The organism is Marinobacter sp. LV10R510-11A, from assembly GCF_900215155.1.
GTDB lineage: Bacteria > Pseudomonadota > Gammaproteobacteria > Pseudomonadales > Oleiphilaceae > Marinobacter.
This window is the reverse complement of record NZ_LT907980.1, coordinates 523933-538133: the sequence shown is the minus strand read 5'-3', so window position 1 is coordinate 538133 and position 14201 is coordinate 523933. Positions and strand designations below refer to the sequence as shown.

Sequence of the window (14201 nt, the reverse complement as noted above, 5' to 3'; positions counted from 1 at the left end):
GCCTTATGGCCGTGATACTTCGGCGCTGTTTCTCAGGAACTGCTGATAGGCTGCGTATTCACGCTGGCCTTCAAGTGACGCCAAGAACGTACGCAACTGGTCTAGGTCACCGCTACCTTTTTCTGCCTCGCCTTCATTTACGGCATCCAGTGCAATGACCGCAACACCATCCTGTGTGATCGCGGTGCCGTAGCTCGGCTCACCATCACCGGGACGGGCCAAAGCGAAAACAGTCTGCACGACCCGCGGATCAGCGCGTGCAGCATTTCGCGCCTGATCTTCAAACCGCTCCCAGTCGCCCGCATTCAGCGCATCTAGAGCTTCGCCTTTCTTAAGGCTGGCAATGATGGCATCAGCGCGGTCGGCAAGCATTTCTCGGGTCTTGCGAGCCTCGAGACTGCGGCGAATATCGTCTTTAACATCCTCAAGGGCAAGCTTTTGGGCCTCGCGGTATTCGCCAACACGGGCAACAACGGAAACATTATCGCCAACGTCGATCAGCTCGGTATTGAATCCGCCTTCAAGGACGTCTTCTGAGAAGAGCTGACGAACCAAGCCTGCATGGTCAAACGGTGCCTGACCACCATCTTTGGTAACACCAGAAACTTTGCGGATTTCCAGGCCCATTTCTTCGGCCGGGCCGACCAGATCGTCTGAGCTGTAGGCCGAGTCTGCCAGTTCTGCGCGTACTTCTGCGTATTCTTCTTGGGCGCGCTCACGGGCAAGTTCGGTGCGAAGCTTCTGCTCAAGCTCTGCCAGCGCCGGGACCTCTGAGCGCCGAACGTCGTCCAAGCGAATCAGATGTACACCAAAACTGGTTTTCACAGGGTCTGATACCTTGCCCTCCTCCAGTGCAAACAAAGCTTCCTCAAAGGCCTCGTCGTAAACGCCACGGCCCGCATAACCAAGGTCGCCGCCCTCTTTCGCGGAAACAGTATCAACTGACACCTCTTTCGCCAGATCTTCAAAGCTCTCGCCTGCGTCCAATCGCTCCTTGATGGAGGCCATGGTCTGCGTAGCATCGGCACCATCTTCAATCAGAATATGAGACGCACGACGCTCCTCACGGGCCAAGTCACCAGCGCGCTGCTCATAGTAGGCTTCAAGATCCTCTTCACTGATCTCGATTTTCTCTGCCAGGGCACCCAGCGATAAGGTTATGTAGACCGCGTCTACTTGATCAGGCTGCCGAAATGCGTCGCTGTTCTCTTGGTAGAAGGCTTCGATGTCTGCGCTGGCAACCTCAAGCTCATCAGATACCGCGCTTGCGGGAATCTGAACAACGCGGAAGTTCCGAGTCTGGTTCTGGATACGCAGAAGCTGCGCGGCATTCGCGCTTGCAACAAGACCGCTCTGCACAACGCCGCCACGGATCTGATTGACCACATATTGTTTGCGCATGGCTTCACGGAATTCACCCACACCCATGCCGAGGTTGCGCACGGAAGCTACAAAACGATCACGGTTAAATTCTCCATCAACCTGAAACTGTGGCATTTGGGTAATCAGAGCATCTATACCCGCATCATTGAGAGCAAGCCCCTGGGCTTTGGCGTCTTGAATCAACACCTGCTCCTGAACCAGGGAATCGAGTACGTTCTGGCGGATCTGGTCTTCGTTCAGCATGGCCGGATCGGGACGTTCCATCTCCGACAGACGACGCTGACTTTCCATCTGGACAACCCGCAGGAATTCCCGCTCGGTGATGTCCTCACCGTTAACGGTTGCCACTTCCGGCTCGCCGGAGAAGCCACCAACAATGGCATCCATTCCCCAGATGGAGAGTGACACGATCAACAGACCGATAATGATCTTGGCAATAGTGCCTTGGGAATTATCCCGAATATCTTGAAGCATGTTTCTCCCGAACCCCTGTCAAGGTCGTGCAGTTTTTATCATTTGGCGGCGGTATCAAAGCCTGCTGCCGATGCACTCAACGTAAAAAGGCGCACCCTGTCGGAATGCGCCTTGAATTCTTCTTGGCGACTCCCTTGGGCAGGAGACGCCGGAGAAAGAACCGTTACTTAACGGCGTCTTTCAGGGCCTTACCTGCTTTGAACCCAGGCACTTTAGAGGCCGCAATCTTGATCTCGGCACCCGTTTGCGGGTTGCGACCCGTGCGTGCAGCACGATCTTTCACTGAGAAAGTGCCAAAACCGATCAGAGTAACCTGATCGCCTTCTTTGAGGGCACCGGTGATAGAGTTGGTCATTGCGTCCAAAGCGCGGCCAGCGGCGGCTTTGGAAATATCTGCGGACTCTGCAATTGCATCGATTAGTTCGGACTTATTCACACTAAACCCCTTCGCTGTCAGGTTGAAGATGTTATATGTTGGTTTGTTTTTTTCTCGGACGTTCTCGACTATCGCATAAGCGGTCGGAGAATTCCATTCTTCGGTTTTCTTATTCCTTTCGGCATTCAACCGGTGTTTGGAATAGGCACTTATTGCGCGGGAGCCCTTGGTATAGGCTGCTTCACGGCGAAACAGTTATACCAATGGGCTCTCCGGCATGTCAACAACTCATCCAAGCTTTAATGTGTATTTATGCGCTCTGCACTGTCGCTTTCGTCGTCACGTGGTTTCCCAGACGTCGCTTTAGACGAAGAACTGGCCGCGTGTGGCTCGGGTGCATAGGCCAAAGCAATATCCAAAACTTCATCGATCCATTTCACCGGAATAATCTCAAGAGACGCCTTAATATTATCCGGTATCTCTTTGATATCCCTAACGTTTTCATCTGGAATGATGATGGTTTTTATACCCCCTCGATGGGCCGCAAGGAGCTTCTCTTTAAGCCCGCCAATGGCCAACACCCGACCACGAAGCGTAATCTCACCGGTCATCGCGACGTCTGCACGTACCGGAATTTTGGTCAGTGCAGAAACGAGTGCTGTGCACATTCCAATACCGGCACTGGGGCCATCTTTTGGGGTCGCACCTTCAGGTACGTGCACGTGTAGATCGTGTTTTTCGTGGAAATCGTCAGCAATACCGAGCCCTGGGGCACGGCTTCTTACCACGGTAAGCGCGGTCTGAATCGACTCCTGCATCACGTCCCCTAGGGAGCCGGTTTTTACAACCCTGCCCTTACCAGGAGTAAGTGCACACTCAATGGTCAACAATTCGCCGCCTACCTGAGTCCAAGCCAGACCCGTCACCTGGCCCACCTGATTGGTTTCTTCAGCGAGCCCGAAACTAACCTTGCGTACGCCTGAATAATGCTCAAGCAACTCAGGATCAATGGTTACGGTCGCCTTGTCACCGGCTTCCACATGCTCGCGAACAACCTTTCTGCATATCTTGGCAATTTCCCGCTCGAGACCACGCACACCAGCCTCGCGAGTATAATAACGAACCAAATCACGCAGGGTTTCTTCTGGCAGCGTCAACTCATCCTTACGCAGGCCGTTAGCCTTGTTTTGCTTAGGCACCAGGTATTTGAGCGCAATGTTAACCTTCTCATCTTCCGTATAACCCGGGATCCGGATAATTTCCATTCGATCCAGCAGTGCGGCCGGAATGTCCATGGAGTTGGACGTACACACGAACATCACATCGGAAAGATCGTAGTCCACTTCCAGGTAATGGTCATTGAACGTATGGTTCTGCTCAGGATCCAGGACTTCCAGCAACGCAGACGCAGGGTCACCGCGGTGATCCATACCCAACTTGTCGATCTCATCGAACAGGAACAGCGGGTTTTTTACCCCCACCTTGGATAGCTTCTGCAACAACTTTCCGGGCAGCGCGCCAATATAGGTTTTACGGTGGCCACGAATCTCAGCCTCATCGCGCACACCACCAAGGGCCATCCGCGTGTACTTGCGATTTGTAGCCCGAGCGATTGATTGGCCAAGGGATGTCTTACCAACACCCGGAGGGCCCACCAGACACAGCACAGGCCCCTTTACTTTTTTCACGCGACTCTGCACCGCAAGGTATTCAAGAATACGCTTCTTGACCTCGTCAAGGCCGTAGTGATCCTCATCGAGAATCTCCCGGGCCTTTTCAATATCGTGGCGTACACGGCTGCGTTTTTTCCAAGGTACCGCCAGCATCCAATCGATATAACCGCGGACAACCGTGGCCTCGGCAGACATAGGCGACATCATCTTGAGCTTGTTCAGCTCAACCTCGGTTTTCTTGCGAGCCTCTTCAGGCAAGCCGGCTTCTTCGAGCTTCTGCTCGAGCTCTTCAAAATCGTTATTACCTTCACCCAGGTTACCCATTTCTTTCTGAATAGCTTTCATCTGTTCATTCAGATAGTACTCGCGCTGACTGCGCTCCATCTGTTTCTTTACGCGGCCACGGATGCGCTTCTCCACCTCAATCAGGTCGATCTCGCCATCCAGCTTACCAAGCAGAAGTTCCACACGAAGGTTCAGGTCGAGCGCTTCCAGAAGCTCCTGCTTATCCGGAATATGCATTTCAAGATGGGCGGCCATGGTGTCTGCAAGGCGCGCCAACTCTTCTATTCCGCTCAGAGCGTTTGAGACTTCCGATGGCACTTTTCTGGACAGCTTTACATACTTTTCAAACTCGTCCATCAGGGTTTTCAGGAGCACTTTTTCTTCGCGCTCGGGCAGAGCTACTTCGTCCATCAGCGTAGCGCCACCGGACATGTACTCAGCCTCAGAAATGTCACTAATTGCCGCCCGAGCATTACCCTCAACCAGCACTTTTACAGTGCCGTCTGGCAGGCGCAGCATCTGCAGCACTGTGGCCAGCGTGCCCATATCGAACACATCCTTCGGGCCTGGCTCATCCGTGGAGGCGTCCCGTTGGGCCACCAGGAGGATTTCCTTGCTTCCTTCCATTGCGGCTTCCAGAGCCTGGATGGATTTTTCGCGGCCCACAAACAAGGGAACCACCATGTGCGGAAACACCACTACGTCGCGGAGAGGAAGCAGCGGGTATTCTTGCACGATATCTTCGGGTATCAGGGTCATAAGGAATCCTCTGACTTTGTTTCATTCAGCATATCACCCTTCATTGGGGCGGCCGTTGAAATTGCAATCTTTTTACCAAACAACACAGCACTAAGCGCTTCTGATACAAACCATTAAAAAAGGGGCGTTTCGCCCCTTTTTATTTCCACCGGTTATATCACTCAGCTGTGAAAGCCCTATTAATCATCAGGCACAGCCTTGGCGTGATCGGTATTCGCATAAATCTTGAACGGTTCCGAGTCGCCCTTGATGACACTTTCATCAATCACAACTTTGGAAATGCCATGCTCAGACGGAATCTGATACATGGTGTCGAGCAACGTGGCCTCCATGATGGAGCGAAGACCTCGGGCGCCGGTTTTGCGCATCAGAGCCTTGCCAGCGACGGCACGCAGCGCGTCATCACGGAAGTCCAACTCTACTCCCTCCATATCAAACAGCTTCTGATACTGCCTGGTTAGGGAGTTTTTCGGTTCCGTCAGAATCTGCACAAGAGCATCTTCATCCAACTCGTTCAGAGTGGCAACAACCGGCAGGCGCCCTACAAATTCCGGGATCAGACCGTATTTGACAAGATCTTCTGTCTCAACGTTCTTGATCACGTCACCCATATTCTTGCTGTCATCGTGGCTGGCAACTGCCGCCGAGAAGCCGATACTGCTCTTTTCAGTACGATCACGGATAACTTTGTCCAAGCCGGCAAACGCACCACCGCAGATAAACAGCATATTGCCGGTATCTACTTGCAAGAATTCCTGCTGGGGATGCTTACGCCCACCTTGAGGTGGCACAGAGGCAACGGTACCTTCAATCAACTTCAGCAATGCCTGCTGAACGCCCTCGCCTGAAACATCCCGGGTGATGGAAGGGTTATCAGACTTGCGGGAAATCTTGTCGATCTCATCGATATACACAATGCCCCGTTGGGCTTTTTCCACATCGTAATCGCACTTCTGAAGCAGCTTCTGGATGATGTTCTCAACATCTTCACCCACATAGCCGGCTTCCGTAAGCGTTGTGGCATCTGCGATGGTGAATGGCACATTAAGCATGCGCGCCAGAGTCTCTGCGAGAAGCGTTTTACCACTACCCGTGGGGCCAATCAGCAGAATGTTACTTTTGCCAAGCTCGACATCGCCCTTACCTTCACCATACTGGAGGCGCTTGTAGTGGTTATAGACCGCTACCGCGAGCACAACCTTGGCGCGATCCTGGCCGATGACATATTCATCAAGCGTATTGCGGATCTCAGCCGGTGTCGGAAGACGATCGCTCGGCTCCTCCTGCGCGTTCTCCTGAATCTCTTCACGGATAATATCGTTGCACAGGTCGACACACTCGTCGCAGATGAACACCGAAGGCCCTGCAATGAGCTTACGGACTTCATGCTGGCTCTTTCCACAAAACGAGCAGTAGAGCAACTTACCGTTATCGTCGCCTCTGCCGTTTTTTTCATCTGCCATTGAAATACCTCTAATCTCGTTTTGCCGGCGCTTCAGTTAGATAGTCGTGCGCCGGCCAAGGATGATGCAATTACTACCAGTATTATTTATTCGGTACGCGCTTATCAAGTATCGTATCGATCAGCCCATACTCTTTAGCTTGGGTCGGGTCCATGAAATTGTCACGGTCCGTGTCCCTAGCGAGGGTCTCTAGATCCTGGCCGGTGTGGTAAGCCAGAATCGAATTCAGGGTATGACGGATTTTGAGAATCTCGCGAGTATGGATCTCAATATCCGTTGCCTGCCCCTGATAACCACCCAATGGCTGGTGAATCATTACCCGAGAGTTGGGCAAACAGGCACGTTTACCTGCAGCACCGCCTGCCAACAAGAATGCGCCCATGCTAGCCGCTTGGCCCACACATAGGGTTGAAACGTCGGGCTTTATAAACTGCATAGTGTCGTAAATGGACATACCCGCTGATACAGAACCGCCTGGACTGTTAATGTACAGGTGAATGTCTTTATCCGGGTTTTCGGATTCCAGGAAAAGAAGCTGCGCCACGATCAGGTTAGCCATGTGGTCTTCCACTTGGCCCACCATGAAGATCACACGCTCCTTGAGCAGACGGGAATAAATATCGAACGAGCGCTCCCCGCGGGCAGTCTGCTCGATAACCATCGGCACCAGGGCGGACCTGGTATCCATTGCGGAACCATCGATTGGTTTCTGCGTCATGATGCGCCTGAACTCCTCTTGAAAAAATCGGCAAGCCAGGCCGGATTAAATCCGACCTTGGCACTATTTTCTGGTCAGAATCAGCCCTGCTGGGACTGGCCTGCCTGAATAGCCTCTTCGTACTTAACTTTCTTATCCGTGACCTTGGCCTGGGAGAGCACGTAATCAACAACCTGATCTTCAAGCACAGATGACTCGATCTGGCTCTTCTGTTCTGGGTCACCGTTGAAGTGCGCGATAACTTCCTCTGGCTGTTCATACGTTGACGCAATCTCTTGGATCTTTTCGTCAACCTTGGCCGGATCTACTTTCAGGTCATTAGCCTTAACAACTTCCTGGAACAACAGGCCCGTCTTAACACGACGCTCGGCTTGATCCTGGAAAATTTCTTTAGGCAGCTGCTGGAAATCCACTTGGCCACCAAAACGCTTAACAGCGTCTTGACGCAGACGATCAATTTCCTGATCAGCCAGAGTGCTAGGAATGTCGACTTCGGTCGTTTCCAGAAGGCCGTCTACAACGTCGTTCTTGACCTTGTTGGCCACTGCCTGCTTGAGCTCGCGCTCCATGTTCTTTTTAACTTCTTCACGGAATGCGGCTTCGTCTTCTGCCTCAATACCGAACTTAGTGAAGAACTCAGCGTTCAACTCAGGCAACTGCGGCTCTTCAACTTCGTGAATCTTAATCTCAAACTTTGCAGGCTTACCTTTGAGATCTTCGTTGTGATAGTCCTCAGGGAACGTCACTTCAATCTCAAGGTCCTCGCCAGCCTTGCCGCCAACGATGGCTTTTTCAAAGCCCGGAATCATCTGATCAGAACCTAAGGTCAGCTTGTGGCCTTCAGCGGCACCGTCCTCAAACTCTTCACCGTCGACGGTGCCCTTGAAGTCGATGGTCAGCACGTCCTTGTTCTTCGACTTACGCTTAACGGACTTCATGGTGGCCTGCTGACGACGCAGGTTATCGATCATGGTGTCGATATCCTTGTCGGTAATTTCAGAGGTCAGCTTCTCGATGGAAATCTTGCTCAAATCACCGAGCACAATTTCAGGAAGAACTTCGAAAATGGCAACGAACTCGAGGTCCTTGCCAGCTTCCATGGTTTTTGGCTCAAGCTTTGGCCACCCAGCAGGAGTAATATCCTGCTCCTGCAGCGCCTTGGTGTAGGTGTCTCGCATGATATCGCCGACAATTTCCTGGCGAACGCTGTCACCGAACCGACGCTTGACCACACTCATGGGAACCTTTCCAGGGCGGAAACCATTCAGGCGCACCGTGCGCGCAGTTTCCTGCAGGCGCTTCTGAACCGCCTGTTCGATTTCTTGGGCGGGCACACTAATCGTCATGTGACGCTCAATGTTGGAGGTCGTTTCTACAGACACTTGCATGGAAAATCCTCAAGTTTCGGGTTCGGTATATGAATAAAATTAAAACCAAAAGCCTATCCCGAGCGGTTTCCTCGGAAAAGACCCAAAATTAAAAGCCGGAAGTTTATCACGGTTTGCCCCAGCGAGAGAATCACCTGCCAAAGGTAGTTTCAGGGGTCGTGATCACAGCGACACTATAAGCAGGAGTTTGGGGCAAAAAAAGAAAAACAAAGGGGGGGCAGCCTTGGATTCGTAGAATAAGTGCAGCACCTTGGGGGCAACCAGATAGAAAGGGTGAGCGCCTAGTATAAAAAAGGCCCTTAGAGAATCTCTAAGGGCCTTCAAATTGGTACTCCGGGAGGGACTTGAACCCCCACACCTTGCGGCAACAGGACCTAAACCTATCGTGTCTACCAATTCCACCACCGGAGCGGAAAATCCTTCAAAAAGTGGGGTGGACGAAGGGGATCGAACCCTCGACCGCAGGAGTCACAATCCTGAGCTCTACCAACTGAGCTACGTCCACCACATCGGAATATACCTTGCGGTACATTCGATAACTAATTCACTAACCTTTCAACTTTGCTACCTGCGGTGCTTCAGTACCATTTAAGTCAATAACTAAAATGGTGCGCCCGGCAGGACTCGAACCTGCGGCCCTCGGCTTAGAAGGCCGATGCTCTATCCAGCTGAGCTACGGGCGCATGACCGTTCACCCATCTGAACATTCAGAAAATGGTCGGGGTAGAGAGATTCGAACTCCCGACATCCTGCTCCCAAAGCAGGCGCGCTACCAGGCTGCGCTATACCCCGTCTGAACTGAACAACATGTTGCATCAGCTAAGTTGGCGCGCATATTACCTCCGCAAATCGGTTCCGTCAACAATGAAAATCAAATTCTTACACACGGCGGCTCTCTTTCCATGAAACCCCACCAGAAATCGCGGCTAGATTAGAGCGCGTTCCTCAATTGGAGTTAAGAGGCAAGCGTGAGACAATGCCGCCTCTTTTATTTACCAACGCCAACCGACAAGACGAAACATGAGCGCCAAACTAATCAATGGAAAAGAAATTGCCGCCGGGGTCAGACAACAGGTCGCCTCCGGCGTAGAAGCCCGCACTAGCAAGGGGCTGCGCGCGCCTGGCTTAGCCGTGGTGCTAGTAGGAAGCGACCCCGCCTCCGAGATATATGTAGGCAACAAGCGCAAAGCCTGTGAAGCGGCAGGCATTCTCTCGCTCTCCTACGACTTGCCCGCGGACACCTCCCAGCAAGCTCTGGAAGCTCTGATTGATGAGCTGAATGAGAACCCGCTGGTCGATGGAATATTGGTGCAGCTGCCGCTACCCAATCATCTGGATGCAGACCCTATTCTATTGAAGATCCGCCCGGATAAAGATGTGGATGGCTTTCACCCATACAACATCGGCCGCCTAGTGCAGCGTAAGCCTGCTTTAAGGCCGTGCACACCCGCAGGCGTCATAACCCTGCTGGATAGCATCAACACCCCTTATAAAGGCCAGCACGCCGTGGTTGTGGGCGCATCCAACATCGTAGGTCGCCCTATGATCATGGAACTGCTGCTTAAAGGAGCAACTACCACGGTGTGTCATCGCTTCACGCCGGATCTGGAAAAGTTTGTTCGGGAAGCCGACATCCTGATTGCTGCTGTAGGCAAACCTGGGCTGATCAAGGGAGAGTGGGTAAAACTTGGCGCCACAGTGATTGATGTGGGCATCAACCGCATGGAAAACGGCAAACTGCGTGGCGACGTGGACTTTGAAGCTGCTTCTGCCCGCGCGGCATATATCACGCCTGTCCCCGGTGGCGTCGGCCCAATGACCATTGCGACTCTCTTGGAAAATACCCTGTACGCGGCGAACGAACTGCACAAAGAGTAATCCCAGGGTGCTAACTGAAGTTCGCTTGCGGTGATCAAGCAGCCATAAAAAAACCCGCCGAAGCGGGTTTTTTTATTTGCGGCCGATATTACTGGCCATACTTCTCTTTTGCTTTCAGGCGATAGGCGTGCAGAAGTGGCTCAGTGTAGCCACTTGGTTGCTCGCGGCCCTTGAGAACCAAATCCATAGCGGCCTGGAACGCAATGTTGTCAGCAAAATCGGGCGCCATAGCCCGGTATGTCGGATCACTGGAGTTCTGCTTATCAACAACCTGCGCCATACGCTTCATGGTTTCTTCAACCTGCGCCTTGGTGCAAATACCGTGATACAGCCAGTTAGCCAAGTGCTGCGACGAGATACGCAACGTAGCGCGATCTTCCATCAGGCCGATATCGTTGATATCAGGAACCTTGGAACAACCCACCCCACTGTCGATCCAGCGCACAACATAACCGAGAATACCCTGGGCGTTGTTGTCCAACTCCTGCTGAATGTCTGCCTCGGTCAGCTTAGATGGATCCTCCATCACCGGCACGGTGAGGATGTCGTCCAGGCTGGCACGGGTACGACTTTCCAGATCTTTTTGGATATCAGCAACAGACACCTGGTGATAATGTGTCGCGTGCAGGGTTGCGGCCGTTGGTGATGGCACCCACGCAGTATTAGCACCGGCTTTCGGATGACCAATTTTCTGCTCAAGCATACCCGCCATCAGGTCCGGCATGGCCCACATGCCCTTACCTATCTGAGCAACGCCGCGGAAACCGGTCTCCAGACCAATATCAACGTTCCACTGCTCATACGCACCAATCCATGCCGCCTGCTTCATCTCGCCTTTGCGAATGAACGGCCCAAGCTCCATAGAAGTGTGCATTTCATCACCGGTGCGATCCAAAAACCCGGTGTTTATGAACACTGCACGATCCTTGGCAGCGTGAATGCAGGCTTTGAGGTTGACCGTAGTACGACGCTCTTCGTCCATAATGCCAATTTTCAATGTGAAGCTCGGCAGGCCCAGGGCATCTTCAACGCGGCCGAAGAACTCGTTGGTAAACGCGACTTCTTCGGGGCCGTGCATTTTTGGCTTAACGATGTACACAGAACCAGTCGCACTGTTCTGGAACTCACCATCGCCCTTCAAATCGTGAATAGCGATCAGGGAGCTCAAAATGCCGTCCATGAGTCCTTCAGGTACTTCACTGCCATCTTTCAGCAGAATCGCCGGGTTAGTCATCAAGTGACCAACGTTACGGATAAACATCAGGCTGCGACCTTTCAACTTCAGCTCGCTGCCATCGCCCGCGGTGTATTCGCGATCTGCGTTCATCTTACGGGTCAGGCTTTTGCCGCCTTTCTCGAAGGTTTCTTCCAGATCGCCTTTCATCAGGCCCAGCCAATTGCTGTAGGCCAGCGTCTTATCATCGGCGTCCACTGCGGCGACTGAGTCTTCGCAATCCATGATGGTGGTCAGCGCAGATTCCATCAGTACATCTTTAACGTGTGCCCCGTCGTCTTTGCCAATGGGATGACTGGCATCGACTTGAATTTCAAAGTGCATGCCGTTCTTGACGAGCAGGATGCCAGTAGGCGCATCGGCAGCCCCTGTGTAACCCACAAAACCGGACTCGTCTTTCAGGCCGGTAACGTCACCACTTTGCAGTTTAACGGCCAACTTGCCGCCAACAATCTGATACAAAGCTGCATCTTTATGGCTTCCCGAAGCCAACGGCGCAGAGTTGTCCAAAAGGTTGCGTGCAAACTCAATCACCTTCGCGCCACGCACAGGGTTATAACCACGGCCTTTTTCAGCGCCATCGTCTTCTGAAATGGCGTCGGTGCCATATAGCGCGTCATACAGGCTGCCCCAGCGAGAATTAGCTGCGTTCAGCGCAAAGCGAGCGTTCATGATCGGTACCACAAGCTGAGGGCCAGCCATGGTCGCAACTTCCGGATCAACATTGGCAGTCGAAATGTGGAAATCTGCGGGCTCGTCTACCAGGTAGCCGATTTCCTTCAGGAAGGATTTATAGGCGGCCACATCGAGCTTCTGCCCCTTATGGTCGCTATTCCAGCTATCCAGCTTTTCCTGGATTGCGCCACGCTTGGCCAGTAATTCACGGTTACGCGGTGCCAGATCGTTAACGATCTTGTCGAATTCCGCCCAAAATTTATCCGCATCCAGCCCGGTACCCGGAATGGCTTCGTTGTTCACGAAGTCATACAAATTTTTTGCGACCTGAATGCCGCCAAGTTGTACGCGTTCTGTCATCGTTTTTAGCCTCAGTGAGTTAGCCTGTCCCGACCGCCACAGTCGGGCTGGAAAAATTAGAAGGCCGCATTATACGGGAGATTCCCTACAAGGTCATTTCCCGGAATACAACGCGGCTTTAGCTACATCAATTAGCTGCGCCGCCAGCTTGTTCCTTCACGGGAGTCATCCAGAATAATGCCCTGCTCTGCCAGCTCGTCTCGAATGCGGTCGGCACCGGCAAAGTCTTTGGTTTTGCGGGCATCGGCACGAGCCTGAATTTTCGCTTCAATATCTTCCGCAGTCAGCTCGCCGCCAGAGTCAGCCTGAAAAAAAGCATCCGAATCTTGCTGTAAAAGGCCAAGAACGGCACCAAGCCTAATCATGACAGTCGCCGCTTCCTTTGCCTCATCATCACGGCCTTCACGGCGATGCTGATTAATGTCGTTAGCGAGGGCGTGCAAAACCGAGATGGCACCCGGGCAGTTGAAATCGTCGTCCATCAGTTCAACAAAACGCCGGTCGTGGTCGGTCTCAGGCACATCATCGGAGCTCGCTGGCGCAATACCGCGCAACGCATGGTATAGCCGGGCCAACGAGCGCCCCGCTTCCGCCAAGTTATCTTCGGAATAATCGACCTGGCTACGGTAGTGGCTAGAAACTAAGAAGAAGCGCACCACTTCGGGCGGATAAGTTTCCAGAATCTCCCGTATGGTGAAAAAGTTGCCCAAAGACTTGGACATCTTTTCCTTGTTCACGCGAATTGCACCCGCATGCATCCAAGTGTTCACAAACGTATGGCCAGTCGCGCTTTCAGACTGGGCAATTTCGTTTTCATGGTGGGGAAACAGCAAATCCGGGCCGCCACCGTGAATATCAAAGGTATCACCCAGGCAGCGGGTAGACATGGCAGAACACTCAATGTGCCAGCCCGGGCGACCATCGCCCCAGGGGGATGGCCAGCTAACCTCACCCTCACCAGCCGCCTTCCACAACGCAAAGTCAGCCGGGCTGCGTTTGGCTTCCTGCACATCGACGCGGGCGCCAGCTAGCAGGTCTTCAAGTTTCTTCTTGCTTAACTTCCCATACCCCTCAAAGGATTCAACGGAAAAATAGACATCGCCGTTACCCGCTGCATAAGCGTGATCTGATTCAATCAGCGTGTTAATCATAGCGACGATGTCATCAATATAATCCGTCGCACGGGGTTCCGCATTGGGTGTTAACACACCCAGCAGCGCTTCATCCTCATGCATCGCCACGATCATGCGATCAGTCAGTTCGGTGAACGGCTCTGCGTTCTCCTCCGCACGGCGGAGAATCTTGTCGTCGATATCCGTTATGTTGCGCACATAGGTGACATCGTACCCACGGTTGCACATGTAACGCGTCACCACATCAAAGGCTACCAATACCCGGGCATGGCCCAGGTGGCAGTAGTCATACACCGTCATCCCACACACATACATACGAACCTTGCCCGGCTCGATGGGCGTGAAGGTTTCTTTTTGCTGGGTGAGCGTATTGTAAATTCTGATCACAGCTGGTCTCCCGAA

General features: G+C 52.8%; 9 protein-coding genes and 4 tRNA genes. 1 reads left to right on the top strand and 12 read right to left on the bottom strand.

The genetic code is table 11. The annotated features are described in order from the left end of the window. Nucleotides 1-3: 3 nt before the first annotated feature. The 10 genes from CPH80_RS02660 to CPH80_RS02615 form a co-directional block, all read right to left on the bottom strand. Nucleotides 4-1857 carry a SurA N-terminal domain-containing protein gene (locus CPH80_RS02660; protein WP_096275489.1) on the bottom strand — a complete coding sequence of 618 codons (1854 nt, stop codon included), beginning with the start codon at nucleotides 1855-1857 and terminating at the stop codon, nucleotides 4-6. 163 nt (nucleotides 1858-2020) lie between these two features. Then, a complete protein-coding gene (locus CPH80_RS02655; RefSeq protein ID WP_413772258.1) occupies nucleotides 2021-2422 on the bottom strand; it encodes an HU family DNA-binding protein in 402 nt (133 codons plus the stop codon). Nucleotides 2423-2532: 110 nt separating this feature from the next. Then, nucleotides 2533-4950, bottom strand: coding sequence for an endopeptidase La (lon, locus tag CPH80_RS02650; RefSeq protein ID WP_096275487.1), 2418 nt, complete (start codon nucleotides 4948-4950; stop codon nucleotides 2533-2535). 179 nt (nucleotides 4951-5129) lie between these two features. Then, on the bottom strand, nucleotides 5130-6413 hold the full coding sequence (gene clpX / locus CPH80_RS02645; protein WP_096275486.1) for an ATP-dependent Clp protease ATP-binding subunit ClpX: 1284 nt from the start codon (nucleotides 6411-6413) through the stop codon (nucleotides 5130-5132). A gap of 82 nt (nucleotides 6414-6495) precedes the next feature. Continuing rightward, a complete protein-coding gene (gene clpP, locus CPH80_RS02640; RefSeq protein ID WP_096275485.1) occupies nucleotides 6496-7131 on the bottom strand; it encodes an ATP-dependent Clp endopeptidase proteolytic subunit ClpP in 636 nt (211 codons plus the stop codon). Nucleotides 7132-7211: 80 nt separating this feature from the next. Next, on the bottom strand, nucleotides 7212-8519 hold the full coding sequence (gene tig / locus CPH80_RS02635; RefSeq protein ID WP_096275484.1) for a trigger factor: 1308 nt from the start codon (nucleotides 8517-8519) through the stop codon (nucleotides 7212-7214). A gap of 326 nt (nucleotides 8520-8845) precedes the next feature. After that, a tRNA-Leu gene (locus tag CPH80_RS02630) sits at nucleotides 8846-8930 on the bottom strand. A gap of 18 nt (nucleotides 8931-8948) precedes the next feature. Next, nucleotides 8949-9024: transfer RNA gene (locus tag CPH80_RS02625), tRNA-His, on the bottom strand. A 101-nt stretch (nucleotides 9025-9125) separates the two neighbouring features. After that, nucleotides 9126-9202: transfer RNA gene (locus tag CPH80_RS02620), tRNA-Arg, on the bottom strand. Nucleotides 9203-9234: 32 nt separating this feature from the next. Continuing rightward, nucleotides 9235-9311 (bottom strand) — tRNA-Pro (locus CPH80_RS02615). 228 nt (nucleotides 9312-9539) lie between these two features. Here CPH80_RS02615 and folD point away from each other — a divergent pair. Beyond that, nucleotides 9540-10397, top strand: a complete 858-nt coding sequence (gene folD, locus CPH80_RS02610; protein WP_096275483.1) for a bifunctional methylenetetrahydrofolate dehydrogenase/methenyltetrahydrofolate cyclohydrolase FolD — start codon at nucleotides 9540-9542, stop codon at nucleotides 10395-10397. 88 nt (nucleotides 10398-10485) lie between these two features. Here folD and CPH80_RS02605 read toward each other — a convergent pair whose 3' ends face one another. Both CPH80_RS02605 and cysS read right to left on the bottom strand, forming a co-directional pair. Continuing rightward, the gene (locus tag CPH80_RS02605) at nucleotides 10486-12666 is read right to left on the bottom strand and encodes a malate synthase G (RefSeq protein ID WP_096275482.1); all 2181 of its coding nucleotides are present in this window, start codon (nucleotides 12664-12666) and stop codon (nucleotides 10486-10488) included. Nucleotides 12667-12797: 131 nt separating this feature from the next. After that, complete coding sequence (gene cysS, locus CPH80_RS02600) at nucleotides 12798-14186, bottom strand: cysteine--tRNA ligase (protein WP_096275481.1); 1389 nt, start codon at nucleotides 14184-14186, stop codon at nucleotides 12798-12800. Nucleotides 14187-14201: the final 15 nt, after the last annotated feature.

Coding starts and splice junctions, on each gene's coding strand:
- CPH80_RS02660 (WP_096275489.1), bottom strand. CDS start 1,857: ATGCTTCAAGATATTCGGGATAATTCCCAAGGCACTATTGCCAAGATC.
- lon (WP_096275487.1), bottom strand. CDS start 4,950: ATGACCCTGATACCCGAAGATATCGTGCAAGAATACCCGCTGCTTCCT.
- clpX (WP_096275486.1), bottom strand. CDS start 6,413: ATGGCAGATGAAAAAAACGGCAGAGGCGACGATAACGGTAAGTTGCTC.
- clpP (WP_096275485.1), bottom strand. CDS start 7,131: ATGACGCAGAAACCAATCGATGGTTCCGCAATGGATACCAGGTCCGCC.
- tig (WP_096275484.1), bottom strand. CDS start 8,519: ATGCAAGTGTCTGTAGAAACGACCTCCAACATTGAGCGTCACATGACG.
- folD (WP_096275483.1), top strand. CDS start 9,540: ATGAGCGCCAAACTAATCAATGGAAAAGAAATTGCCGCCGGGGTCAGA.
- CPH80_RS02605 (WP_096275482.1), bottom strand. CDS start 12,666: ATGACAGAACGCGTACAACTTGGCGGCATTCAGGTCGCAAAAAATTTG.